Origin of the sequence: Streptomyces sp. B93, assembly GCF_018070565.1 — a bacterium.
Lineage (GTDB): Bacteria > Actinomycetota > Actinomycetes > Streptomycetales > Streptomycetaceae > Streptomyces.
The window spans coordinates 1-23,600 of the sequence record NZ_JAGPXL010000060.1 but is presented as its reverse complement, the minus strand read 5'-3'; the positions used below and the strand labels follow the sequence as shown (position 1 = coordinate 23,600).

The following is a 23,600-nucleotide window of genomic DNA, read 5'->3' as shown; positions in this document are numbered from 1 at the left end:
GGTCACTCGGGGGGCGTGGCCTCCAGGGTCTCGCGGGCGCGCGGCAGGATGTTGTCGATGTAGTCCTTCACGGCCGTGTCGAGTCCGATGTCGTGCTGCGCCCGCTCGGACAGGTACCAGCGGTGTTCGAGGAGCTGGTGGTAGATCTCCGCCGGGTCCATGCCACCGCGCAGTTCGACGGGGACGGCGCGCACGGTCGGCCGGAACACCTGGCGCACCCAGCGGTGTGCCAGGACCTCGGGCCGGGCCGCGAGGGGGTCGCCGGGCGCGTAGTCCTCCTGGGTGGCCATCCAGCTCTCCAGGTCGCTCAGCAGCCGCCGGGCCTGGTTCTCCTCGGTGTCCAGGCCCGTCAGCCGCAGCAGCTGGCGCTGGTGGTGCCCGGCGTCGACGACCTTCGGCACGAAGGTGACCGTGTCGCCGTTGGAGGAACTCTCGATCTGCATCTCGGCCACGTCGAAACCCAGGTCGTTGAGCCTGCGAATCCGGCGTTCGATGTAGTGGTACTTGCCCGCCGGGTAGACCGAGGTGCGGGTCAGCTCCCGCCACAGCCCGTGGTAGCGCTCGCAGATCTCCATGCCGAACTCGACCGGGTCCACCGACGGGTGCAGCGCGCCGGACGCCTCCAGGTCCAGCAGCTCCCCGCTGATGTTGACCCGGGCGAGGTCGAGGTCGTAGTCGCGCTGGCCGTCGCTGAGGCGGGGGTGCAGATCACCGGTCTCGGCGTCCACCAGATAGGCGGCGTAGGCGCCCGCGTCCCGCCGGAACAGCGTGTTGGAGAGCGAGCAGTCGCCCCAGGCGAACCCGGCCAGGTGCAGCCGCACCAGCAGCACCGCCAGGGCGTCCATCAGCCGGTGCATGGTGGCGGGCCGCATCGTCGTCTCGAACATCGACCGGTACGGCAGCGAACCGCCCAGGTGCCGGGTGATCAGCACCGGTTCCAGCGGCTCCCCGGCGGCGTCGACGCGCCCGGTGACCACGGCGAGGGGGTCCACCGCGGGGATGCCGAGCCGGTCCAGGTCGCGCAGCAGCCCGTACTCGCGCAGCGCCGGGCGCTCGGCGAGTTCCTTGACGGCGATCACCTCGTCGCCCGCGTGGGCATAGCGCACCACGTGCCGGGAGATGCCGCGCGGCAGCGGCACGAGGTGTTCCTCGGGCCACTCCTCCAGCGGGATCTGCCAGGGCAGGGCGAGCAGGAGCGCGGGGTGCTCCGGGTTGGTGGCACTGATCTGCAAAGCCATGGCCCGACCTTAAGACAGGCCCTGAGCCGCCCGCTCCCGTGCCCGGCGGGCGGCGTCGGGTACGGAGCCGTGGTGCACGGGGCCGTGTCCCGGCAGGAGTATGCCGGCGTCCAGGTCCTCGAACGCCGCGAGCGAGGCGACGGCACGCGCCCGCTCGTGGTGGAACATGTCGGGCAGCAGCTGCGGGCCCGTGGTCCGAGCGGTGGCGTGCCCGCTGACCAGGGCGTCACCGGAGACCACCACTCCGGTCCCGGGCAGATGGAAGGCGCAGTGGCCCAGGGTGTGCCCCGGCGTCGGCACGGGCACCGGGTGGCCGGGCAGGTCGAGCGGGCCCGGGGCCGGGAACGGCTCGGGCGCGGTGACCGGGACGTGCCGGGTGCCGCCGGACCGCAGCGCGTGCACCGCCCACGGCAGGACGCCGGGCCGCCAACTGTTGGCCATGACCTGTCCGACGGTCACCTGGTGCAGGAAGTCCCGGCGGGCGTGCGGCACTTCGGCCTCGTGCAGGTACACGGGCGTGCCGTGGGCGGCGCGCAGGTGCTCGGCCGAGCCCAGGTGGTCGTTGTGGGCGTGGGTGACGAGGACCGCCGCGACCGACTCCGGTGAACCGCCCACCTGGGCGAGGGAGTCGAGCAGCAGCGCCCGGTCCCCGGGGTAGCCGGTGTCGATCAGGGTGATCGCGTCACCGTCGGTGAGGATCACCCAGTTGGTGTTGCTGCCGTGCACCAGATAGGTGCCGTCCGCGACGTGTTGAACCGCTGCCCGCATCGATGGCCCCGCCCGCTGAGTTCCCCGTTCCGACGGGGGACAGCAAACCAGATCAGCCGCGCGCCGCGCCGACCGGCTCCGGACGCATCCCGAACAGCAACCGTGTCACGCGCGTACGCCGCACGGCGATCTCGTACAAGGCCAGGATCACCGCGAACGAACCCGCCACGATCGCGGCGTACTTGACCGCCATCGGCGCCGACCAGCCCACCACCGCGTACGCCAGCGCCACCACGACCGGCTGGTGCAGCACGTACAGCGGCAGCGCGGCCTGCCCGAGGTACCCGAGCACCCGGCGCCGCCCGGCGTCCGCTGCCCCCTTGTCCTCCCGCTCGCGGGGCCGGTCGAGCAGCCCGAGGATCGCCACCACCCAGCACCAGCCCGCCGCCCCGAACAGCGCCCGGCTGCCGACCGCCAGCGGCGTCCACGCCGTGAACGGGTCGTCCCCGCCCATGAAGCCCGGCGCCGTCCCCGCGAACAGCACCAGCCCCATGACCCCGACGGGCACGGCCGCCCGGCGCGTGACGGCGCGGATCCGCGCGTCGTCGGCGAGCGTGTGGCCGTAGAGGAAGAACAGCAGGTACGCCCACCGGTGCCAGCCCGCGAAGTCCTCCTCCATACCGAGCAGCGCGTTGATCGCGGCGAGCGGCACGGCGGGCAGCAGGAGCAGCACCGGATGGCGGGCGATCGCCGCCGCCATGGGTTCGGCCGCGGCGGTCAGGGCGGGGGCGACCGGGGCGAGCAGCAGGCAGAAGGCGAGCAGCAGCACGACGAACCACAGGTGCCCGGTCTCGAAGTGGTCCCCGTCCAGGACGAACGGGAAGTCGGCGAGGTCGGGGCGGACGGTGAGGAAGCGGGGCCAGAAGCGCCAGTAGGGCTCGTCGTAGCCGGGGTCGGCGGCGCGTTCCCGCAGCCACTGCGGCAGCGGCAGCAGCACCAGCGTGGCGAGGACCAGGGGGACGCCCAGGCGCAGCAGGCGTTCGCGGGCGAAGGCGCCGGGTCCGCGGCGGCGCAGGGAGTGCCGGGCGCCGAGCCCGGCGACGAGGAACAGCACGGGCATCGCCCAGACGACGCCGAGCCCGGCGGCGACGGTGACGGCGTCCGTGGTCTCGGGGTTCTTGACGTAGAAGTCGTCGTCGGGGGAGAAGACCAGCGCCGCGTGGAAGAAGACCAGCCCGAGGACGACGGTGACGCGCAGCAGGTCCAGTTCGGTGCGGCGGACGGTGCCGGTCGTGGTGCGCTCCCGCTCGCCGCCCATGCCGCCCCCTCGCCGGTCCGGCGCCAGTGTCGTGGAGGCGGGGCGTGGAGGACAGCCTTCCGGCGGACCGGCTCAGCGCACGCCGTGCGGGCGGAACTGGACGCTGATGCGCCCGCCCGCGGCCCGGGTCGTCTTGGGCACGCAGTGCTCCCAGGTGCGCTGGCAGGAGCCGCCCATCACGATCAGATCGCCGTGGCCCAGCGGGCGGCGCACGGTGCCGGTGCCGCCGTGCAGCGGGCGCAGCAGCAGATCGCGGGGTGAGCCCACGGAGAGGATGGCGACCATGGTGTCCTCGCGGGCGCCCCGCCCGATCCGGTCGCCGTGCCAGGCGACGCTGTCCCGGCCGTCGCGGTAGTGGCACAGGCCCGCGGTGGTGAACGGCTCGCCCAGCTCGGCGGCGTAGTGGGCGCTCAGCGCGTCGCGCGCCTCGGTGAGCACGGGGTGCGGCAGCGGCTCGCCCGCACCGTAGAAGGCCAGCAGCCGGGGCACGTCGATGACCTGGTCGTACATCTTCCGCCGCTCGGCACGCCACGGCACCTCGGCGGCCAGCTGTTCGAAGAGGGCGTCGGCACCGCTGAGCCAGCCCGGCAGCACGTCGATCCAGGCGCCCGCGCCCAGCTCGGTCCGGCGGATCCCGTCGAGGGGCCCGAGACGCGTCTCGTCGGTCTGGTCGAAGAGGGAGCCCTGGAGGTGCGCGGTCATGGCACCAGCGTACCTCGAAATCGAAAATGCGTTCGCATGTGGATCTCCGCGCGGATCGCGGGCCGGATCTCTTGGGGCAGACCTCTTTCGATACGTTCATGTATCGGATACGTTCCTGTATCCGACGAGGGAGGCGGAGCCATGCAGACCCAGCGCACGACCACCGGCCGGGTGACCAGACGCCGTGTCCGCACCCGCGCCAACCTCCTCGACGCCGCGTTCGCCGTCTTCGCGGCCAAGGGCTTCGGACGGGTCTCCATCGAGGAGGTCTGCGAGGCCGCGGGCTACAGCCGGGGCGCCTTCTACTCCAACTTCGGCACCCTCGACGAGCTGTTCTTCGCCCTCTACGAACAGCGGGCCGAGCTGATCGCCGAGCAGGTCGCGGTGGCGCTCGCCCTCGACGGCCCCGCCCTGGACGTACCGGCCTGCGTCGACCGGGTCACCGAGGTGCTGCTGCTCGACGTGGACTGGCTGCTGGTCAAGACGGACTTCCTGGTGCACGCCGCCCGGGACCCCGCCGTCGCCCGCACCCTGCTGGAGCACCGGGAGCGGCTGCGGCGGGCGATCGCCGACCGGCTGGCGCGGGCGGCCGGGTTCAGCGCGTTGCCCGCCGTGCTCGGCGGCACCGAGGGCGCCGCCTGGGCGGTCGTCGCCGCCTACGACGGAGTCACCACCCAACTGCTGCTGGACAAGGACGTCGAGCACGCCCGCGCCTGGCTCAAGCAACTGCTCACCGCCCTGCTGACCGACGGCAGCGGCGCCCCCGTACAAGGAAGGGAACGGTCGCCATGGACGCCGACGTCATCGTCGTAGGAGCGGGTCTCGCGGGACTGGTCGCGGCGCACGAACTGACCAGCCGCGGCAGGAAGGTCGCCCTGGTCGACCAGGAGAACGCCGCCAACCTCGGCGGACAGGCCTTCTGGTCCTTCGGCGGGCTCTTCCTCGTCGACTCCCCCGAGCAGCGGCGCCTCGGCATCAAGGACTCCTTCGACCTCGCCTGGAACGACTGGCAGGGCAGCGCCCAGTTCGACCGCGTCGACGACGAGGACTCCTGGGCGGTGCGCTGGGCCCGCGCCTACGTGGAGTGGGCGGCCGGGGAGAAGCGGTCCTGGATCGAGGGGCACGGCATCAAGCTGCTGCCCACGGTCGGCTGGGCCGAGCGCGGCGACCTGCGCGCCGACGGACACGGCAACTCGGTGCCGCGCTTCCACATCGCCTGGGGCACCGGCACCGGAGTCGTCGAACCGTTCGTCGCCCATGCCGAACAGGCCGCCCGCGACGGACTGCTGACCTTCCACCACCGGCACCGGGTCGACGCGCTCCTCGTCGAGGACGGCGCCGCCCGCGGCGTACGCGGCACCCTCCTCGCCCCCGACGACGCGGCCCGCGGGGTCGCCTCCAACCGCGAGGCGGTCGGCGAGTTCGAACTGACCGCCCAGGCGGTGATCGTCACCAGCGGCGGCATCGGCGCCAACCACGACATCGTCCGCCGCTACTGGCCCGAACGCCTCGGCACCCCGCCCGCCGAGATGGTCACCGGCGTCCCCGCCTACGTCGACGGACGGATGCTCGACATCAGCGCCGAGGCCGGGGTACGGCTGGTCAACCGCGACCGCATGTGGCACTACACCGAGGGCCTGAAGAACTGGGACCCCGTCTGGCCCGGCCACGGCATCCGCATCCTGTCCGGCCCGTCCCCGCTCTGGTTCGACGCCCTCGGCCGCCGCCTGCCCGACCCGTGCCTGCCCGGCTACGACACCCTGAACACCCTCAGGCACCTGCGCACCACCGAGGACATCGCGGGCCACGACCACTCCTGGTTCGTGCTGACCCGCAGGATGATCGAGAAGGAGTTCGCGCTGTCGGGCTCCGAGCAGAACCCCGACATCACCGCCAAGGACCGCGGCGCCGTGCTGCGCGACCGGCTCTTCGGCAAGGGCGCGCCCGCCCCGGTGGAGTCCTTCGTACGGCACGGCGAGGACTTCGTGGTCGCCGACACCGTCGAACAGCTCGTCGAGAAGATGAACGCCCTGACCGGCAAGGCGCTCCTCGACCCCGAGGAGATCCGCCGCCAGATCACGGCCCGCGACCTCCAGCTGGCCAACGCCTACTCCAAGGACAGCCAGGTGCAGGGCATCCGCAACGCCCGCCGCTACATCGGCGACCGGCTCGGCCGGGTCGCCACCCCGCACCGCGTTCTCGACCCCGAGGCCGGACCGCTGATCGGGGTGCGGCTGCACATCCTCACCCGCAAGACCCTCGGCGGCATCCAGACCGACCTGGACTCCCGCGCCCTCGGCGCCGACGGAACCCCGGTCGAGGGCCTGTACGCGGCGGGCGAGGTCGCCGGGTTCGGCGGCGGCGGAGTGCACGGCTACAACGCCCTGGAGGGCACCTTCCTCGGCGGCTGCCTGTTCTCGGGCCGCGCGGCGGGGCGGGCGGCGGCGGGACAGACGGGCTGAGCCTCGGCCCGGTCAGTCCCCCAGGAGGCGGGCGAGGACCGCGGCATGGCTGCGGTCCGGCGACTTCGACGCCGTCAGCAGGGTCACCGTCCCCTCCCGGGCCGACGCCCGCAGCCGGTCCAGCTCCTCGGCCGCCGCACCGGCGGCCAGCTCCGCCTCGTACCGGCCGCCGAACTCCTCGTACGACCCCTCGCCCGCGTGGTACCAGCGGCGCAGCTCGGTGGACGGCGTGACCGCCTTGGGCCACTCGTCCACCCGCGCCGCGTCCTTCGCCAGGCCGCGCGGCCACAGCCGGTCGACCAGGACGCGTGTCCCGTCGTCGGGCTCCGGTGGTTCGTAGACGCGGCGCACTCGCAGAGTCACGGTCGGACCCTTTCCGGTGGGGGTATGTCCCTCCAGTCTCACGGGTACCCCGGTGCCCTGAGGGACGAGGGAGGCCGTGTGATGAGCGCATGGGAGGAACTGCCGGTCGTGGGGACGCTCGCCGACCTGACCCGACTGGTGGAGCGCCACCGGGGCCTGTACGTCCGCTGGTCGCGGGGTCCCCAGGCCGATCTGGGTGCCACGTCCAGCACCGACGACCTCACCGGCGTCGCCATGCCCGGCCTGTCGGCCAACCCGCTCGACGTCGAGGACTGGTGGCAGGACAGGCCCGTCGGCCTGTGGGTGGCACGCCGGCTGCACGACTACTCCCACCTTCCGCGCGAGAAGGGCCCCGGCGTGCGCGCCTGGGTCCTCCAGGGCCGCGAGACCGGTCGGGGACCCGACAACGAACCCCTGGTCGTGGACGCCCGGCCGCTGTGCCGCCTGGAGCCCCAGGTGATCGAGGAGGCCCGCGACGAGGTCGCCCGCCAGGAGAACGACTGGGGACCGCTGCGGCGTGGCGGCGGCCGGTGACCCCCGGCCGGTGACCCCCGGCCGGTGACCCCCGGCCGGTGACGCCTGGCCGGTGACGCCTGCCTGGTTGACGCCTTGCCGGTGACCCCTGGCCGGTTGACGCCTGGCCGGTGGTCCCGGCCGGTGACCTGACTCAGGCGGCGCGCAGCGCCTCGGCCGCCTGGGCCACCACGGCCTCGGCGAGCAGGGCCAGCGCGGGGGAGTGCAGCCGCCACTGCTGCCAGTACAGGGGGACGTCGACCGCCCGGCCGGGGGCGAAGACGACCAGGCGCCCGGCCCGCAGCAGCGGCTCCGCCTGCGCCTCGGGCACCATGCCCCAGCCCATCCCGGTGGCGACGGCCTCCACGAACCCCTCCGACGTCGGTACGGCGTGCCGTCGGGCGCTCGCGCCGTGCCGTCCGCGGGTCAGCCGGCGGACGAAGCCGTCCTGGAAGTCGTCGCGCCGGTCGAAGACCACCACCGGCGCCGTCCGCAGCACCTGCGCCGGCGGCCCGTCCAGATGTCTGGCGGCGAAGCCCGGGTGGGCCACCGGGAGATAGCGCATCCGGCCCAGCGACCGCACCGAACAGCCCGGCACCGGGTCGGGCGACGAGGTCACCGCCGCCATCACCACGCCCTCGCGCAGCAGCGCCGCCGTGTGGTCCTCGTCCTCGCGGCGCAGTTCGAAGCCGATCGGCGGCTCCTTTGGCACCCGGCGCAGTGCTCCGAGGAACCAGGTCGCGAGCGAGTCCGCGTTCACCGCGACCGACAGCCGGGTCGGCTCCCCGGCTTCGCTCAGTCCCAGCTCGGCGTGCGCGTCGCGCTCCAGCCGGGCCACCTGACGGGCCAGCCGTACGACCACCTCGCCGGACTCGGTCGGCCTCACCGGCTTGGTCCGCAGCAGCAGGACCCGGCCGGTGCGCCGCTCCAGTGCCTTCACCCGCTGGCTGACCGCGGAGGGCGTCACGTGCAGCGCCGCCGCGGCGGCGTCGAAGGTGCCCTCGTCGACCACCGCGAGCAGGGTGCGCACCTGGTCGAGGGGCAGTTCCTCGGTCATCCGGCCGCCGTCCTTCCGCTGCGCGTTCATATGAAGCAGTGCTAATGATACGTAAGAATCCTCAGCTGTACTTCGTCCGATCCGCTCCCTAGCGTCTAGGGCATGCCCAACGCCCTGACCGCCGCGACCGCCGGATTCGGCACCGGACTCTCGCTCATCGTCGCCATCGGCGCGCAGAACGCCTTCGTCCTGCGCCAGGGGATACGCCGCCAGGCGGTCCTGCCGGTCGTCGTGATCTGCGCCCTGTCCGACGCGCTGCTCATCGCCCTGGGAGTCGCCGGGGTCGGCGCGGTGGTGGTCGCCTGGCCTCGGGCGCTGACCGTGGTCGCCTGGGTGGGCGGCGCCTTCCTGCTCTGCTACGGCGCCCTCGCCGCCCGCCGGGTGCTGAGGCCGGGCGTGCTCCGGGCGGACGGCGAGGCCGCCACCTCCCGGCGCCGGGCGGTCCTCACCTGCCTGGCGCTGACCTGGCTCAACCCGCACGTCTACCTCGACACGGTGTTCCTGCTGGGCTCGGTCGCCGCCGACCGCGGCCCGCTGCGCTGGACGTTCGGGCTCGGCGCCGCGCTGGCGAGCCTCACGTGGTTCGCGGCGCTCGGCTTCGGCGGCCGGGCCCTGGGCCGCTGGCTGGCCCGGCCCGCCGCCTGGCGGGTGCTGGACGGCCTGGTCGCCGTCACCATGATCGGCCTCGGTGGCCTGCTGATCGCGGGGGCGTAGGCGGCGCCCTTCAGAGCACGCCGCGCCGGTGCATCGCGTACTGCTCCATCAGCTGGCCGCGGGTCATCTCCAGCCGGTGGGCGAGGATCTCGGCGACGAGACGCACCAGGAGGAACCCGAGACGCGGGTCCTCCTCGCAGAGCCCGAGCACGGCCTGTGCGTCGAACTCGTAGGCGCGTACGGGGCTGAAGGCCTCCGCGCCGAAGTCCCACCGGTACGGCGGGAACAGCCAGGACCAGCCGAGGAGGTCGCCGGAGCCCAGGCTGGCGACGGTCACCCGCCTGACGGAGGTCACCCGCTGGTCCAGCGAGACCGCGCCCGAGCGGATCACCCAGAAGCGGTCCGCGGTGCCGCCCGCCTCGAAGATGCGGGCGTCCTCGGCGAAGGACACCTCACGGCCGAGAGCCATCAGACGCTGACGCTGGGGTGGCGCTAGGGCGGTGAGCAGTTTCGTCGCTTTGGTCATGGCGCGGCGCTCCTCGCCGGAGACGGGTTCGGTGCTTTCCCTACGCCCATTTCAGCCCCGCCCGGCGCGCGGCGCATCCGGCCGGAGGGGACCGCGGGAAAAAGAGAAGCCCTGGCTGGACGGGGGAAGCCAGCCAGGGCGGTACCAGGGGCGCGGAGGAGGATTCCGTCGACTCCGTCACCAGCTATGGATGAACAGTAAACCATCTTCCGGGCTTGTATCCAATCAGGACAGGGCCAGGTGACCCGTCTCACTTCACGGCGCGCCTGCCGGGCGTCAGGATCTCGTCCAGCACCCGTACCACCGCCTCATAGGCCAGCACCCGCACCGCGGCCTCCCCGGCCTCACCCGGGTCGGTCGGCCGCAGCGCGTCGCGCCGGTCCCGCCAGGACCGCTCCTCGTCCCGGGCGCAGGCCCTGGCGCGCTGGAGCCGCCGCAGCAGTTCATCTGAGTCCACGACATCGGTCATGCCCTCCGCGTACCCCGCCGACGCGCTTCGATGGCCGCCCCCGGGTCATCGGCGGCGGATGTTTGGTACCGCCTCGAAGGGTGAGCCGAACAGTGGCGGCAGCGCCGGACCCGGGGACGGGGAAGGGAGTGACATGATGGCCGAGCAGCAGTGGACCGCGTCACGGGGCGGCCCCGGCGAGGGACCCGCGGTCCGGGAGTCCTGCCGTCCGGCCGACGTCCGCACCGCCGTGCGGTGCGCGGTGGCCTGCCGGTGCCGGGACACGGGCACCCCCTGCGACGAGGACGCCCTCTCCGACGCGATCCTCGTCGCCTCCGAGCTGACCACCAACGCCATCCTGCACGGCGGCGGAGTCACCGACGTGGACGTGGACGTCGACGAACACGACGTCCGGGTCTCGGTCAGCGACCGCAGCGACCGGTTCCCGGAGCTGACCCCCGCCCTCGACGCGCACGGACGGCGCCGCACCGGCGGCCGGGGCTGGCCGATCGTCTGCCGGCTGGCGAGCGCCGTGGACGTGTCCGAGCTGCCCGCGGGCGGCAAGCGCATCACGGCCGTGGTTCCGGTTTTCTGATTCCCGCATTCCGCTCCCGGTGTTTGGGCTCGCGGGGGAGGGGCAGACGCAATTTCGTGCTTCGGACCGGAGGCGCGCTGGCGGGGAGTGGTATGACCACTCGGGCCCTTCCAAGCGACCCGGACGGCATTCCCACTCCCCGCGGACATCACCTGGCGACCCACGTTCAGGAGCGGATCCGCATGCTCACCGACATGTCGACAAGCCGACCCGGCACCCCCGAGCGCACCGCCTCGGCCCCCCGACGGCAGCACGACGACGCCCCCGACACCGCCGCCCGGTTCAGCCGGCTGGCCCAGCTGGAGGACGGACCGGAGCGCGACGCGCTCCGTGACGAACTCGTCGAGGCGTGGCTGCCCATGGCCCACCGCATCGCGGGCCGCTTCCGCGACCGCGGCGAATCCGTCGAGGACCTGCGCCAGGTCGCGGCGCTCGGCCTCGTCAAGGCCATCGACCGGTACGACCCCTCGCGCGGCGCCTTCGAGAGCTACGCCGTGCCCACCATCACCGGCGAGGTCAAGCGGCACTTCCGGGACCGCATGTGGGCCCTCAGGGTGCCGCGCCGGGTCCAGGAACTGCGCAACAAGGTGCGTCTCGCCCGCCGTGAACTCACCCAGAACCCCGGCAGCCCCGAGCCGACCGTCTCCGACCTCGCCCGCCACACCGGCCTCACCGAGGACGAGGTCAACACCGGCCTCGAGGCGCTGGACAGCTTCAGCACCCTGTCCCTGGACGCCGAGCTGTCCACCGACGACGACGGCTACAGCCTCGCCGACACCCTCGGCGGCCCCGACCCCTCCTACGACACCGTCGTGGACCGCGAGTCCGCCAAGGAGGGTCTGCGCCGGCTGCCCGAACGGGAGCGGGCCATCCTCTACATGCGGTTCTTCGAGGACATGACCCAGAGCCGGATCGCCGACCAGCTCGGCATCTCCCAGATGCACGTCTCCCGGCTCATCAGCCGCAGCTGCGCCCGGGTGCGCGCCGAGGCGATGGGCAACAACCGGCCCGGACCCCGGGCGGCCGCCTGAGGCGGAACGGGGCGGACCACGTGTGACGCCCCGGAGGGCGGGCGGCCCTCCGGGGCGTCACACGCGCGGCCGAGATCAGGAACACGGGGTCTCAGAACCCCAGACCCTCAGACCTCCCCCCGGGACGTCCGCGCCACGTGCGCCGCGACCTCCTCCGGGGACATGTACGCGTCCGTGTACTCGAAGTCCTTCAGCTTGGCGGGCTTGCGGGCCTGGAAGCCCGTGCGGACGAAATCGTCGCCCGCGATGGCGTTGAGCGCCCAGTTGGTCAGCACCCGCGTCTTGGCGACATTGGTGCGCAGGGCCGACCAGTGGTAGCCGCGGGCGACCGCCTGGGCGGGCAGCCCGCGCAGTTCCACACCCAGCGGCTTGGACACCGCGTCCCGCCCGCCGAGGTCCACGACCAGCCCCAGGTCCCGGTGGTGGTACGGCCGCTGCGGCTCGCCGCGCAGGGCGGCCAGCAGGTTGTCGGCGGCCAGCTTGGCCTGCCGGGTCGCGTGCTGCGCGGTGGGCGGGCAGACGGCGCCCTCCTCACCCTTGTCGAGGTCGGGCACCGCGGCCGCGTCGCCCAGCGCGAACACGCCGTCATGCCCCGGCAGGGACATCTCCGGGGTGACCGCGAGCCGCCCCCGCACGGTCTCCGCGCCCAGCGTGGCGATGAGCGGGCTCGCCACCACCCCGGCGGTCCAGATCAGCGTGCGGGTGGGGACCACGCGGCCGTCGGTGAAGGTGACCTCCTCGGGGCCCGCCTTCTCGATGGACACCCCCAGCGAGATCTCGATGCCGCGGCGGCGCAGGATCTCCTGGGCACTGCTCCCCAGCTTCTCGCCCAGCTCGGGCATCAGCTTCGGGGCGATGTCGATCAGGTGCCACTTGATCAGGCCCGGGTCCAGCCGCGGGTAGCGCCGTACCGCGTTGTACGTCAGCCGGTGCAGGCACGCCGCCGTCTCGGTGCCCGCGTAGCCGCCGCCGACCACCACGAACTGGAGCCGGGACGCCCGCTCGGCCGGGTCCTGGCTGGCGTCGGCGAGGTCCAGCTGCGAGATGACGTGGTCGCGGATGTACGCGGCCTCGGCGAGGGTCTTCAGGCCGAAGGCGTTGTCGGTGAGGCCGGGGATGTCGAAGGTGCGGGTGACGCTGCCGGGCGCCAGCACGATGTAGTCGTACGGCTCGTCGACGATCCGGCCGGTGATCGTACGGATCACACAGACCTTCGCCCTGAGGTCCACGCCGATCGCCCCGCCCGGGATGATCCGGGTGCGGTACCGGGGGCTGCGGCGCAGCGACAGCGCGATCGACTGCGGGGTCAGCACCCCGGAGGCGACCTGGGGCAGCAGAGGCAGGTACAGCTGGTAGGCGGTCGGGGTCACCAGGGTGAGATCGGCTTCGTTCGGGGCGAGCCGGCGTTCCAGCCGGCGGACGCACCCCACACCGGCGAAGCCGGCGCCCACCACCAGGATCCTGGGTCGTGTCACGGTGTCCATCCCTTCTGCGGCTCCAGACCGATCCCACCGCGCCCGGGACGGTTCCGCCAGTCGGGCGCGGCAGGCAGCCGTACCGCCGTGCTCAGCGTTCCGGTGCGGGCACCCCCGGTGCCGCCCCCGCCGTCTGCCGGTCGACGAGCGCGAGGCCCTCCTCGACGTCGGCGGAGATCGGCACGGTGATGCTGACACCGGTCAGCTCCAGCACCCGCCGCACCGCCGGGGCGGGATCGATGACCTGGACGACGCCGTCCAGACGGCGGGTCTCCTGGTACACCCGCAGGATGATGTTCATGCCGGACGAGTCCATGAACGGGACCTCGGAGAGGTCGAGCAGGAAGTGCCGTCGGCCGTGGTGCAGCTGATTGGCCAGCTGGGCCTGGAACTCCGTGGCGGTGTCCACGTCCAGGTGGCCCGCCACCTTCACCAGGGCGACGTCGTCGCGGGGCAGGGTGACCTCCACGGACAGCGGGTTGTCGGCCAGGGCCATGGGAACCTCCAGCGGGTCGGCACGGTTGTGAACTGCGCCTCCGCATACCCCGGATCGGCGGACGTATCCGGATCCATGACCAAGATCACCACGGCAGGAAGACGTGCACGTCCTTGCCGTCCTCCTGGGTGACCACGCTGACCTGGTCGCAGAGGGTGTGGATCAGGTGCCAGCCGATGCCGCCGCCGCCCCCTTCCGGGTCGAACGGGCGCGGCCGGGGCTCGGTGGTGCTGGTGTCGTGCAGCGCGATGTGCACACCGTCGAAGGTGCGGCGCAGCAGCAGCCGGAACGGGCCCGGCGCGAACTGCACGGCGTTCGCCGCCAGCTCGTCCACCACCAGCAGGACGTCGTGCCAGCACTCGGGTGCCGACGGCGGGGTCACCCGCGCCAGCTCCCGCAGGAACCCCTCCGCGGCAAGCCGCGCCCCCGTCACGTCCTGCGGCTCGCCCGCGAACGTGGCGGTACGGATCGGGATTCCCTGCACGGCCAGCGTTCCGTCCCAATGCGGCTCGGTCGACATCGCACCTTCCTGCACACCGTCGGCAGGACCGCCCCACCCGGTCGTGGCGTCGGCGGGACGGATCCTCGTCGGTTCCAGTGACGCCAATGACGCGAGTTCCCGGTGGAGCGCGGGCTACGCGTCCGCCGCTCGGTGGAGCGCGGCCCGCGCACCGGTGCTCAGCGGAACACGTCGTCCACGTCGTCCCAGTACGCCGGGTCCTCCGGGGGCGCGGCCAGCCGCGCGGGCCGTGACCGCGCCTCGTACATGGCGTCGATCTCGGTCGCGTAGTGCCGCACTATGGCGTCCCGGCGCAGCTTCATCGACGGTGTCAGCAGCCCGCTGGCGACGTCGAAGGAGGCGGGCAGCACCCGGAAGACCCGGATGGACTCCTGCCGGGACACCACGCTGTTGGCCATCGCCACCGCACGTGCGATCTCCTCGCGCAGCGCGTTCTCCTCCCGCGCCTCCCGGCTCGGCGCGTCGCCCTGCAAGGCCAGCGCCGCCCGCCAGTGCGCCAGGAAGTCCGGGTCCAGGGTGATCAGCGCCCCCACACAGGGCCGGTTGTCGCCCACCACCACCGCCTGGTGGACCAGCGGGTGCATCCGCAGCCGCTGCTCCAGCGCGGCCGGGGCGACACTCTTCCCGCTGCTGGTGATGATGATGTCCTTCTTGCGGCCGGTGATCGTCAGATAGCCCTCGTCGTCCAGCCGTCCCAGGTCCCCGGTGGCCAGCCAGCCGCCCCGCAGCGCCTGCCGGGTCGCCTGCTCGTCGCCGATGTAGCCCTGGAACACCGACGGCCCGCGCACCAGGATCTCCCCGTCCTGCGCCACCCGCAGCTCCATGCCCGGCAGCACCTGACCGACCGTCCCCGACTTCTCCCGCCCCAGCGGCTGCATGGTGACCCCGCCGCAGGTCTCGGTGAGCCCGTAGCCGTCGTGGACGTAGATGCCGATGCCCTCGTAGAAGAGGGACAGTTCCCGGTTGAGGGGGGAGCCGCCCGAGGTGGCCCGGCGCACCCGTCCGCCCAGGGCCTCCCGCAGCCGCCGGTACACCGTCCGCTCGTACAGCGCGTGCTGCATCCGCAGGTCGAGACCGGGGCCGGAGCCTCGGCCCAGCCGCTGCCGCTCGGTGGCCGCCGCGAACGCCCGCGCCGTCTCGGCGGCCCGCTCGAACAGGGCACCGCGGCCCGCCTGCTGCGCCGCCCGCAGGAAGTTCTTGTAGAGCTTCTCGAAGACGGAGGGCACGCCGTAGAAGTAGGTGGGGCGGAAGGTGCGCAGCGCCGAGGCGAGGCTCTGGTCGCCGAGGTCGGGCTCATGGCCCATCAGCAGCCCGCCGCGCATGCACAGGCCCTGGATCATCAGCCCGTACACGTGGGAGAACGGCAGGAAGGCCAGCACGGCGCCCTGTTCGCCCGGCGCCGCCGCGGTGTGTCCCCACCCGGCGAGCAGGGTGTCGCAGACGCCGGCCAGGCCGCGGTGGCTCAGCGCGCAGCCCAGCGGGCGTCCGGAGGTGCCGGAGGTGTAGGCGACGACCGCGGTGGAGTCGGGCAGCACGATCCGGCGCAGTGACTCCACGGTCGCGATCGGCACGTACTCGCCGCGGCCGACCAGGTGCTCCAGGGCGCCCGCGTCCAGCTGCCAGACGTGCCGCAGCCGGGGCAGCCCGTCGCACACCGAGCCGACCGTCATCGCCGCGTGCTCGTCCTCGACGACGACGCCCACGCAGGCGGCGTCCCGCAGGATCCACTCGACCTGTTCGCGCGAGGAGGTCGGGTAGATCGGGACGACCTCGGCCCCGACCGCCCACAGCGCGTAGCTGAGGACCGTCCACTCGTAGCGGGTCCGCGCCATCACCGCCACCCGGTGGCCCGGGGTGATCCCGGACGCGATCAGTCCCTTCGCCAGGTCGACGACCTGGTCGCGCAGTTCCACGGCGGTGACCTCCTCCCAGACCGTCGCGTCGGGGCCGGGGCGCCGGGCGAGGACGGACAGGGTGGGGGTGCGCGCGGCCAGTTCGAAGACGCTGTCCGCGAGGCCACAGGTCAGGGGGGCGACGGCCGGGGGAGCGAGGGCGAAGTCGCGCATGCGCTGCTCCTGTGGGGGTACGGGCTGTGACGGAGCCGACGAGCACAGTTATCGGCGGTGGTCGAATCTAGTCGAGGCGGGACCGGATGGTGACCGGATCCGAGAAGTGGTCCCCAATGGTGATCCAGTTCCTGGTGAGCCCGGCCGGTTCGGGGGACTCGGAGTCCATGACGCACATCAGTCCAGACCCCGAACCCGAGCGCTCCACCGGCCTGGAACCGGGCGGCTCGGTCCCCCCGGGCGAGACCCCGCCCGCGGAGAGCAGCATGCCCGAGGCCGGGCCCCAGGAGACGCACAACCCGCCCAAGGGCTGGGCCAAGGCCCCGCTGACGCTGATCCTCGTCCTCGTGGTCCTGGTCGCGGCCTTCTTCCTGGCGTACGGGATCGCCCTCATCGTGTGACCCGGCCCGGGCAGCCCCGGAACGTCACTCCTGGGTGTGGCGCACACACTCCACGACGACGTCCCGCAGGCTCTCCGTGCGCCGCAGCAGCCCGCGCTGCACCTGGGCGCCGTTGCCGCGGCGCAGCAGCTCGGCGCAGCCCTCACGGGCGCGGTCGAGGTCACCGCAGTCGGCGAGGGCCTCGGCGGCGTGGTCCACCAGATGGCGCACCACGTCCGCCGCGGGCGCGGGGCGCATGGTCGCCGGATGCAGCAGTTCGCCCGTCAGCCCCGACCGGGCGGCCCGCCAGTCGGCCAGCCTGAGCAGGCTCACACTGTGGTCCACGGGTTCGCGGCCCGCCCGCCACTCCCGGGCGGCGGTCTCGACCAGCCCCCGGGCGAGCGTGGCGACCAGCACGGCGGTCGAGGAGTGCAGACAGACGTCCGCCACCCGGATCTCCACCGTCGGGTAGCGCCGGGACAGTCGGGCGTCGAAGTAGACCATCCCGTCGTCGAGGATGGTCCCGGTGGCCAGCATGTCCGCGACCCGGCGGTCGTACTGAGCCGCCGAGCCGAAGATCTCCGTCGGTCCCGCCGACGGCCAGCGCTGCCACACCCGGCTGCGGTAGCTGTTGTAGCTGGTGTCCTTGCCCTGCCAGAACGGCGAGTTGGCGCTCAGCGCCGCGAGGACGGCCAGCCACGGCCGGACCCGGTCGACGACCGCGACCCCCTCCTCGTCGGACTCCACCGAGACATGCACATGGCAGCCGCACACCAGTTGCTCATGGGTGGCGATGCCGTACTCCTCGGCCATCCACCGGTAGCGGCGGCCCGCACCCACCGACGGACTGACCGGCAGCGGGGAGGTCGCCAGCGCGGCGACCGCGCAGCCGATCTCCCCGGCGTGCCGGGCCGCCTCCTTGCGGCAGCGGACGATCTCCGCGCCCAGGGCGGCCATCTCCGACTGCGGATGCGTGGCGAACTCCAGCATCTGCTCGTGCAGTTCCTTCTCGAACACCTCCTGACCCGCGTCCTCGTGCGAGGCGCGGGCCAGCACCGCGGCCGACCTCGCCTGTGGTTCCCCCGTCTCGGGGCCGACCAGGAGGAGTTCCTCCTCCACTCCTACGGTGCGCATTTCCTCCGACTGCCCCGGAAGACCGGTCGAACACCTGCCGGGACGCGGACTACACCGGCTCCAGCCACACCGTCGCCAGCGGCGGCAGCGTCAGGGCGATGCTCACCGGTCGGCCGTGCCACTCGACCGGCTCCGGCTTGAGGGGGCCCGGGTTGGTCACGTCACCGCCGCCGTAGCGGGCCGCGTCGGTGTTCAGGGTCTCCTGCCAGGCGGGCACCGAGTCGGGGACGCCGAGCCGGTAGCCGTGCCGGACCACGGGGGAGAAGTTGGAGACCGCCAGCAGCGGGTTGCCCGCCGCGTCGTACCGCAGGAAGGCGAAGACGTTGTCGTCCGCGGCGTCGCACTCCACCCACTGGAAGCCCTCGGGCCGGGTGTCGCGCTCCCACAGCGCCGGGGTCGCCCGGTACCGCCGGTTGAGGTCCCGCACCAGGTCGCGCACCGCCTCGTGATCGCCCCGGGCCACGTATCCCGGGTCCAGCAGCCACCACTCCGGGCCGTGCTTCTCGGAGAACTCCCCGCCCTGCGCGAACTCCTGCCCCATGAACAGCAGTTGCTTGCCCGGGTGCGCCCACATGTAGCCCAGGTACGCGCGGTGGTTGGCACGCCGCTGCCACCAGTCGCCGGGCATCTTGGTGACCAGCGCCTGCTTGCCGTGCACGACCTCGTCGTGGGAGATCGGCAGCACGTAGTTCTCGCTGTAGGCGTAGATCATCGAGAACGTCATCTCGTGGTGGTGGTACTTGCGGTGCACGGGCTCCTTGCTCATGTACTCCAGCGAGTCGTGCATCCAGCCCATGTTCCACTTCAGGCCGAACCCGAGACCGCCGTGCTCGGTCGGCTTGGTCACCCCGCCCCACGCGGTGGACTCCTCGGCGATCGTCACCACGCCGGGCGACCGGCGGTACACGGTGGCGTTCATCTCCTGGAGGAACCGCATCGCCGCCAGGTCCTCCCGGCCGCCGTACTCGTTCGCCGCCCACTGGCCGTCCTCGCGCGAGTAGTCGAGGTACAGCATCGAGGCGACCGCGTCGACGCGCAGGCCGTCGATGTGGAACTCCTCGCACCAGTACACGGCGTTCGCGACCAGGAAGTTGCGCACCTCGGTCCGCCCGAGGTCGAACTCGTACGTCCCCCAGTCCGGGTGCTCCGCGCGCCGGGAGTCCCCGGGCTCGTACAGCGGGTCCCCGTCGTAGCGGGCCAGCGCCCAGTCGTCCTTCGGGAAGTGCGCCGGAACCCAGTCCATGATCACGCCGATGCCCTCCTGGTGGAGGCGGTCGACGAGGTACCGGAAGTCGTCCGGGGAACCGAGGCGCGCGGTCGGCGCGTAGAAGCCGGTGACCTGGTAGCCCCAGGAACCGCCGAAGGGGTGCTCGGCGACCGGCATCAGCTCCACGTGCGTGAACCCGAGGTCCTTGACGTACCGCGGCAGTTCCTCGGCCAGCTCCCGGTAGCCGAGCCCCGGGCGCCAGGAGGGCAGGTGGATCTCGTACACCGAGAACGGCGCCTCGTGCACCGGCCGGTCCGCGCGGTGCGTCATCCAGTCGCCGTCGCCCCACTCGTGGCGGGACGCCGTCACCACGGACGCCGTGTCCGGGGGCGCCTCGGTGCGCCGCGCCATCGGGTCGATCTTCAGGAACCGGTCCCCGTAGCGTGAGTGGATCTCGAACTTGTACGCGGTCCCCTCACCGACGCCCGGCAGGAACAGCTCCCACACGCCGGACGCGCCCATCGAGCGCATCGGGAACGCCGTCCCGTCCCAGTGGCAGAAGTCCGCGGCGACCCGCACCCCCTGCGCGTTCGGCGCCCACACCGTGAACCGGGTGCCGGTCACGCCCTGGTGCGTCATCGGCTCGGCGCCGAGCGCCTTCCACAGCTGCTCGTGCCGCCCCTCCCGGATCAGGTGCAGGTCCAGCTCCCCGATCGCGGGCAGGAAGCGGTACGGGTCGTGCGTCTCGTGCTCGTCGTCCCCGTACCGCACCACCAGCGTGTACGACGGGACCTCCGGCAGCGGCAGGACGACGGAGAACAGCCCGTCGCCCTCCGACACCAGCGCGGTGCGCTCGCCGTCGACCAGCACGGCCACGGCGTCCGCGAACGGCCGCAGGGTCCGTACGGCGATCCCGCCCGGCACCGGGTGGGCGCCCAGCAGCGCGTGCGGATCGTGGTGGGCGCCCGCCAGCAGGCGCCCGCGGTCCACCGGGTCAAGCGGCGGGGCGGCCGTACCCGCCTGTGAGGCGGAGGACTCGGGAAGCAGGGTGTCGTCGCGCAGAGCCACGGCGTCAGTCTCCTCTCACGGCGAGTCGTTCGATCGCCGCCATCGGTACGGGGAGCCAGTCCGGGCGGTGCCTGGCTTCGTAGAGCACTTCGTAGACGGCACGGTCGGTCTCGTAGGCGCGGAGCAGACCGTGCTTGGCACGCGGGTCCCACCCGGCGCGGGCGGCGTAGCCCGCGCAGTAGGCCTCGCGGCAGCGGCGCGCCCACTCCGGGCGCCAGGGGCGGCGCTGACGGGCGGCGTAGTCGAAGGAGCGCAGCATGCCCGCGATGTCCCGGACGGGGGAGTGCGCGCTGCGGCGTTCGGCGAGCGGCCGGGACGGTTCGCCCTCGAAGTCGATGACGAACCAGTCCCGCCCGGCCCGCAGCACCTGACCGAGGTGCAGGTCTCCGTGGATCCGCTGGGCGGGCGGCCCCGGATCGCACGCCGTCAGCGCGTTGAACGCCCCGCGCAGCCCCGGCACGTACGGCCGCAGCTGGGGCACGCTCCGTGCGGCGGCGTCCAGCCGCTCGGCCATCCCGGCCGCCATCCGCGCCGTCTCCCCGCGCCCCCCGTCCGGGAAGGCCGCGGCCAGCGCGAGATGGACGTCCGCGGTGGCCCGGCCCAGCTCATGGGCCTGCGCGGTGAAGTCGTCACCGGTGGCCAGGGCGTGCAGGGCCAGCGTCCAGCCGTCCGAGGCGTCGGGCAGGAACGGCTGGAGCACCCCGAGGGTGGCCTCCTGCGGCTGTGTGGTGCGGAACCAGGCGACCGGCGCCGGGACCCGGTCACAGCCCTGCGCGGCCAGCGCGACCGGCACCTCCAGGTCGGGGTTGACACCCGGCTGGATGCGTCGGAACACCTTCAGGATGTACGCGTCGCCGTACACCAGCGAGGAGTTGGACTGCTCGGCGTCCAGCAGCCGCGGCGCCAGACCGGCGGGCACCGGCTGGTCCGGGTCGGCCTCGAAGCGCAGCGGGCCCAGCGTGCCGGGGTGCCGCAGCCGCTCCAGCAGCAGATGCGCCGAACGGGGGTCCTGGAAGGCGTCGTAGACCGCCATCCCGGCCAGCGGACCGACGTCCGCCCTGCCGATCAGGGCCCGGCCGAGGCGGGGCGACAGATGTGCCTGGATGCCGATGAGGAGCTGGTAGCAGTCACCGGTCGCCGGTGTGCCGCCGGGGGCGGGCACACCGCCCGCCGGAGCGGTGGGGCCGCCGGGATGCCCGGACAGCACGCCGGTGGGATCGGCGTGTGTTCCGGTGTGGCCGGTGTGCACCAGCAGGTGCAGGCAGCCGGGGTACAGCTCGGTCATGGACAGCAGACGCAAGTCCGTGACCGGCCGGTGTTTCCCGGCGAACCAGCGCTGGTGCGGCAGCCAGTCCCTGAGCAGTTCTCCCAGCGAGGCCAGTCGCTGCCCCGCGCCGATGTTGCTCGGTTGCAGGGATGCGGTCTTCGGCATGGTCACGCGTCCTTTCCTCGGCGCACGCTCACAGTCGGCGGCCGATGCGGGATGCGACTCGGACGAGCCGGAACCAGTAGAAGCCGTGGCCCCCGAGGGTCAGCAGGTACGGCAGTTCGCCGATGGCCGGGAACCGCACCCCGCCGAACAGCTCGACCGGGTGCCGTCCGGCGAACTCGCGCAGGTCCAGCTCGGTCGGCTGGGCGAAGCGCGCGAAGTTGTTCACACAGAGCACCAGGTCGTCCTCGTACTCCCGGAGGAACGCGAGGACCGCCGGGTTGGAGGACTGGAGCTCGGTGTAGGAGCCCAGGCCGAAGGCGGGGTTCTGCTTGCGGATCTCGATCATGCGGCGGGTCCAGTGCAGCAGCGACGAGGGCGACGCCATCGACGCCTCGACGTTGGTGACCTGGTAGCCGTAGACCGGGTCCATGATCGTGGGCAGCGAGAGGCGGCCCGGATCACAGGTGGAGAAGCCCGCGTTGCGGTCCGGCGTCCACTGCATGGGCGTGCGGACGGCGTCGCGGTCGCCGAGCCAGATGTTGTCGCCCATGCCGATCTCGTCGCCGTAGTACAGGATCGGCGAGCCCGGCAGCGACAGCAGCAGCGCGGAGAACAGTTCGATGGTGTGCCGGTCGTTGTCCAGCAGCGGGGCGAGCCTGCGGCGGATGCCGATGTTGGCGCGCATCCGTGGGTCCTTGGCGTACTCCGCGTACATGTAGTCGCGTTCTTCGTCGGTGACCATCTCGAGCGTCAGCTCGTCGTGGTTGCGCAGGAAGATGCCCCACTGGCAGCCGGAGGGGATCGCCGGGGTCTTGGCGAGGATCTCGGAGACCGGGTAGCGGGACTCTCTGCGTACGGCCATGAAGATGCGGGGCATGACCGGGAAGTGGAAGGCCATGTGGCACTCGTCGCCGCCGGAGGTGTAGTCGCCGAAGTAGTCGACGACGTCCTCCGGCCACTGGTTGGCCTCGGCCAGCAGCACCGTGTCCGGGTACATCGCGTCGATCTCGCGGCGGACCCGCTTGAGGAACTCGTGGGTGGCCGGGAGGTTCTCGCAGTTGGTCTCCTCCTCGGCGTACAGGTACGGCACCGCGTCCAGGCGGAACCCGTCCACGCCCAGGTCGAGCCAGAACCGCAGGGCGGCCAGCATCTCCTCCTGGACGGCCGGGTTCTCGTAGTTGAGGTCGGGCTGGTGGGAGAAGAAGCGGTGGAAGAAGTACTGCTTGCGCACCGGGTCGAAGGTCCAGTTCGACGTCTCGGTGTCGACGAAGATGATCCGTGCGTCCTGGTACTGCTTGTCGTCGTCGGCCCACATGTAGTAGTCGCCGTAGGGGCCGTCGGGGTCCTTGCGGGACTCCTGGAACCACGGGTGCTGGTCGCTGGTGTGGTTCATGACGAAGTCGATGATCACTCGCATGCCGCGCTGGTGGGCGGCGTCGACGAACTCGACGAAGTCGGCGAGGTCACCGAACTCGGGCAGGACGGCGGTGTAGTCGGAGACGTCGTAGCCGCCGTCGCGCAGCGGGGACTTGAAGAACGGCGGCAGCCAGAGGCAGTCCACACCGAGCCACTGGAGGTAGTCGAGCTTCGACGTCAGACCTCGCAGGTCCCCCACACCGTCGCCGTTGCTGTCCTGGAAGGAGCGGACGAGGACTTCGTAGAAGACGGCGCGTTTGAACCAGTCGGGGTCCCGGTCCTTGGCGGGCGTGTCCTCGAAGGTGTCCGCAACGGGCTTGTTCACAGTCATGAGGCCGCCGCCCCCCCGAACCGCCGGGCCGCCGGCCGGACCTGGAACACATGTGCCTGCGACCGGCCGGGCTCCAGACGGACGTAGTTGCTGCTGCCCCACTGGTAGGTGTCACCGGTGAGTTCGTCGTGTACGGCCAGGGGGGAGTGCCAGTCCAGGCCGAGCTGGGGCATGTCCAATGAGACCGTGGCTTCCTGGGTGCGGTGGGGGTCGAGGTTGACGACCACGAGAACCGTGTCGTCGCCGGATCGCTTGCTGTACGCGATGACCGCCTCGTTGTCGGTGCCGTGGAAGCGTAGATTCCGCAGCCGCCGAAGCGCGGGATGGGCGCGCCGGATGGTGTTGAGGCGGGTGATGAGGGGGGTGATGGTGCGGCCCTCGTGTTCGGCCGTGTCCCAGTCGCGTGGTTTGAGCTGGTACTTCTCGGAGTCGAGGTATTCCTCGCTGCCCTCTTTGAGGG

General features: G+C 72.4%; 24 protein-coding genes. 7 read left to right on the top strand and 17 right to left on the bottom strand.

Annotation, left to right across the window (positions count from 1 at the left end; genetic code table 11):
- Window positions 1-2: 2 nt before the first annotated feature.
- The 4 genes from KBY47_RS32845 to KBY47_RS32830 form a co-directional block, all read right to left on the bottom strand.
- Complete coding sequence (locus tag KBY47_RS32845) at window positions 3-1,238, bottom strand: DUF4032 domain-containing protein (protein ID WP_210927704.1); 1,236 nt, start codon at window positions 1,236-1,238, stop codon at window positions 3-5.
- Between the two features lie 9 nt (window positions 1,239-1,247).
- Window positions 1,248-2,006, bottom strand: coding sequence for an MBL fold metallo-hydrolase (locus KBY47_RS32840; protein ID WP_210927703.1), 759 nt, complete (start codon window positions 2,004-2,006; stop codon window positions 1,248-1,250).
- Window positions 2,007-2,058: 52 nt separating this feature from the next.
- A complete protein-coding gene (locus KBY47_RS32835) occupies window positions 2,059-3,264 on the bottom strand; it encodes an acyltransferase (RefSeq protein WP_210927702.1) in 1,206 nt (401 codons plus the stop codon).
- 72 nt (window positions 3,265-3,336) lie between these two features.
- Window positions 3,337-3,966: an alpha-ketoglutarate-dependent dioxygenase AlkB gene (locus KBY47_RS32830; protein WP_210927701.1), complete on the bottom strand. Its 630-nt coding sequence runs from the start codon at window positions 3,964-3,966 to the stop codon at window positions 3,337-3,339.
- Between the two features lie 141 nt (window positions 3,967-4,107).
- Between KBY47_RS32830 and KBY47_RS32825 the strand changes: the two genes are divergently transcribed.
- Complete coding sequence (locus KBY47_RS32825; protein ID WP_210927699.1) at window positions 4,108-4,779, top strand: TetR/AcrR family transcriptional regulator; 672 nt, start codon at window positions 4,108-4,110, stop codon at window positions 4,777-4,779.
- Window positions 4,755-6,428, top strand: a complete 1,674-nt coding sequence (locus tag KBY47_RS32820; protein ID WP_210927697.1) for an FAD-binding dehydrogenase — start codon at window positions 4,755-4,757, stop codon at window positions 6,426-6,428. The genes KBY47_RS32825 and KBY47_RS32820 overlap by 25 nt, the downstream gene beginning before the upstream one ends.
- Before the next feature lie 12 nt (window positions 6,429-6,440).
- On the opposite strand, the gene KBY47_RS32815 is transcribed toward KBY47_RS32820, so the two are convergent.
- Window positions 6,441-6,791 (bottom strand): DUF488 domain-containing protein, encoded by a 351-nt coding sequence (locus tag KBY47_RS32815; protein ID WP_210927695.1) that lies wholly within the window; start codon window positions 6,789-6,791, stop codon window positions 6,441-6,443.
- A gap of 81 nt (window positions 6,792-6,872) precedes the next feature.
- Here KBY47_RS32815 and KBY47_RS32810 point away from each other — a divergent pair, with 81 nt between their 5' ends.
- Entirely contained in the window at window positions 6,873-7,325 is a 453-nt protein-coding gene (locus KBY47_RS32810) for a DUF6098 family protein (protein ID WP_210927693.1), read from the top strand.
- A gap of 133 nt (window positions 7,326-7,458) precedes the next feature.
- On the opposite strand, the gene KBY47_RS32805 is transcribed toward KBY47_RS32810, so the two are convergent.
- Window positions 7,459-8,361 carry a LysR family transcriptional regulator ArgP gene (locus tag KBY47_RS32805; protein WP_210927722.1) on the bottom strand — a complete coding sequence of 301 codons (903 nt, stop codon included), beginning with the start codon at window positions 8,359-8,361 and terminating at the stop codon, window positions 7,459-7,461.
- Window positions 8,362-8,463: 102 nt separating this feature from the next.
- Between KBY47_RS32805 and KBY47_RS32800 the strand changes: the two genes are divergently transcribed.
- Window positions 8,464-9,075, top strand: coding sequence for a LysE/ArgO family amino acid transporter (locus tag KBY47_RS32800; RefSeq protein ID WP_210927690.1), 612 nt, complete (start codon window positions 8,464-8,466; stop codon window positions 9,073-9,075).
- 10 nt (window positions 9,076-9,085) lie between these two features.
- Here the strand turns inward: KBY47_RS32800 and KBY47_RS32795 are convergent, their stop codons facing one another.
- Together KBY47_RS32795 and KBY47_RS32790 are read right to left on the bottom strand one after the other, a co-directional pair.
- On the bottom strand, window positions 9,086-9,541 hold the full coding sequence (locus KBY47_RS32795; protein ID WP_210927688.1) for a cyclic nucleotide-binding domain-containing protein: 456 nt from the start codon (window positions 9,539-9,541) through the stop codon (window positions 9,086-9,088).
- A gap of 250 nt (window positions 9,542-9,791) precedes the next feature.
- Window positions 9,792-10,010: a hypothetical protein gene (locus tag KBY47_RS32790; RefSeq protein WP_210927686.1), complete on the bottom strand. Its 219-nt coding sequence runs from the start codon at window positions 10,008-10,010 to the stop codon at window positions 9,792-9,794.
- 136 nt (window positions 10,011-10,146) lie between these two features.
- Between KBY47_RS32790 and KBY47_RS32785 the strand changes: the two genes are divergently transcribed.
- Both KBY47_RS32785 and KBY47_RS32780 read left to right on the top strand, forming a co-directional pair.
- Window positions 10,147-10,584, top strand: a complete 438-nt coding sequence (locus KBY47_RS32785) for an ATP-binding protein (protein WP_210927684.1) — start codon at window positions 10,147-10,149, stop codon at window positions 10,582-10,584.
- A 182-nt stretch (window positions 10,585-10,766) separates the two neighbouring features.
- On the top strand, window positions 10,767-11,615 hold the full coding sequence (locus KBY47_RS32780; RefSeq protein ID WP_210927683.1) for an RNA polymerase sigma factor SigF: 849 nt from the start codon (window positions 10,767-10,769) through the stop codon (window positions 11,613-11,615).
- A 107-nt stretch (window positions 11,616-11,722) separates the two neighbouring features.
- Here the strand turns inward: KBY47_RS32780 and KBY47_RS32775 are convergent, their stop codons facing one another.
- From KBY47_RS32775 to KBY47_RS32760, 4 genes are all read right to left on the bottom strand, one after another.
- Window positions 11,723-13,099, bottom strand: a complete 1,377-nt coding sequence (locus KBY47_RS32775; RefSeq protein WP_210927681.1) for an NAD(P)/FAD-dependent oxidoreductase — start codon at window positions 13,097-13,099, stop codon at window positions 11,723-11,725.
- An 82-nt stretch (window positions 13,100-13,181) separates the two neighbouring features.
- Complete coding sequence (locus KBY47_RS32770) at window positions 13,182-13,586, bottom strand: STAS domain-containing protein (protein WP_210927679.1); 405 nt, start codon at window positions 13,584-13,586, stop codon at window positions 13,182-13,184.
- Between the two features lie 85 nt (window positions 13,587-13,671).
- Window positions 13,672-14,106, bottom strand: coding sequence for an ATP-binding protein (locus KBY47_RS32765; protein WP_210927678.1), 435 nt, complete (start codon window positions 14,104-14,106; stop codon window positions 13,672-13,674).
- A gap of 158 nt (window positions 14,107-14,264) precedes the next feature.
- Entirely contained in the window at window positions 14,265-16,172 is a 1,908-nt protein-coding gene (locus KBY47_RS32760; protein ID WP_210927677.1) for a long-chain fatty acid--CoA ligase, read from the bottom strand.
- Between the two features lie 167 nt (window positions 16,173-16,339).
- Here KBY47_RS32760 and KBY47_RS32755 point away from each other — a divergent pair, with 167 nt between their 5' ends.
- On the top strand, window positions 16,340-16,573 hold the full coding sequence (locus KBY47_RS32755) for a DUF6480 family protein (protein WP_210927719.1): 234 nt from the start codon (window positions 16,340-16,342) through the stop codon (window positions 16,571-16,573).
- 24 nt (window positions 16,574-16,597) lie between these two features.
- Here the strand turns inward: KBY47_RS32755 and KBY47_RS32750 are convergent, their stop codons facing one another.
- The 5 genes from KBY47_RS32750 to KBY47_RS32730 form a co-directional block, all read right to left on the bottom strand.
- Entirely contained in the window at window positions 16,598-17,686 is a 1,089-nt protein-coding gene (locus KBY47_RS32750; RefSeq protein WP_210927676.1) for a glutamate--cysteine ligase, read from the bottom strand.
- Between the two features lie 49 nt (window positions 17,687-17,735).
- On the bottom strand, window positions 17,736-19,961 hold the full coding sequence (glgB, locus tag KBY47_RS32745) for a 1,4-alpha-glucan branching enzyme (RefSeq protein ID WP_210927675.1): 2,226 nt from the start codon (window positions 19,959-19,961) through the stop codon (window positions 17,736-17,738).
- A 4-nt stretch (window positions 19,962-19,965) separates the two neighbouring features.
- Window positions 19,966-21,393 carry a maltokinase gene (locus KBY47_RS32740; protein WP_210927674.1) on the bottom strand — a complete coding sequence of 476 codons (1,428 nt, stop codon included), beginning with the start codon at window positions 21,391-21,393 and terminating at the stop codon, window positions 19,966-19,968.
- A gap of 28 nt (window positions 21,394-21,421) precedes the next feature.
- The gene (treS, locus tag KBY47_RS32735) at window positions 21,422-23,140 is read right to left on the bottom strand and encodes a maltose alpha-D-glucosyltransferase (protein ID WP_210927672.1); all 1,719 of its coding nucleotides are present in this window, start codon (window positions 23,138-23,140) and stop codon (window positions 21,422-21,424) included.
- The coding region (locus KBY47_RS32730; RefSeq protein WP_210927670.1) for an alpha-glucosidase C-terminal domain-containing protein at window positions 23,137-23,600 on the bottom strand (464 nt) is incomplete at its 5' end. The genes treS and KBY47_RS32730, both read right to left, overlap by 4 nt.